The organism is Protofrankia sp. CiP1_Cm_nod4 (assembly GCF_982290645.1).
Window position 1 is genome coordinate 1 of record NZ_CEVIVC010000228.1, and the last position, 491, is coordinate 491.

Sequence of the window (491 nt, forward strand, 5' to 3'; positions counted from 1 at the left end):
CCGTCGGAGTGGAGGGGGCCGCGGGTCGCGAGGGCCGACGTGACCAGGATGCCGGCTTCCGGTGGTGTCCCGACGGCTGTGGCCAGGCACGGCCCGGTGCGCCCGGGCGGCAGCTCGTGCACGGTGACGGCGTCCGCGCGCAGATGGTCGGCGATCATCCGCGCGGCGGCGCGCCACAGCGGCCGCGGCTCGGCGCTGTGCAGGCAGCGCTGGGCCAGGTCCGCCACGATCGCCTGTTCGGCCGCGCGGATGCGCAGCTTCGCCCGTGCCTGCTCGCGTTCGGTGACGTCGGTGGCGACCAACGCCACCGACGTCACCGTGCCGTCCGCGGCGGCCAGCGGCACCGCGTGGGTGTCGTAACAGCGTCCACCCGCCTCGACGACACCTGACACTCGTTCGCCGGAGCGCGCCGCCCGGCGGGCCATGCGCCGGATCGTCACGTCCTCGAAGGCCGTCCCTCCGGACGCTCTCCCTCCCGGCGGCCCTCCCGG

At 76.4% G+C, this 491-nt stretch carries 1 pseudogene; it reads right to left on the minus strand.

The features are described from left to right. Nucleotides 1-425: pseudogene (locus AC5LSR_RS23265) on the minus strand (hypothetical protein); the annotation flags it as partial. Nucleotides 426-491 lie beyond the last annotated feature (66 nt).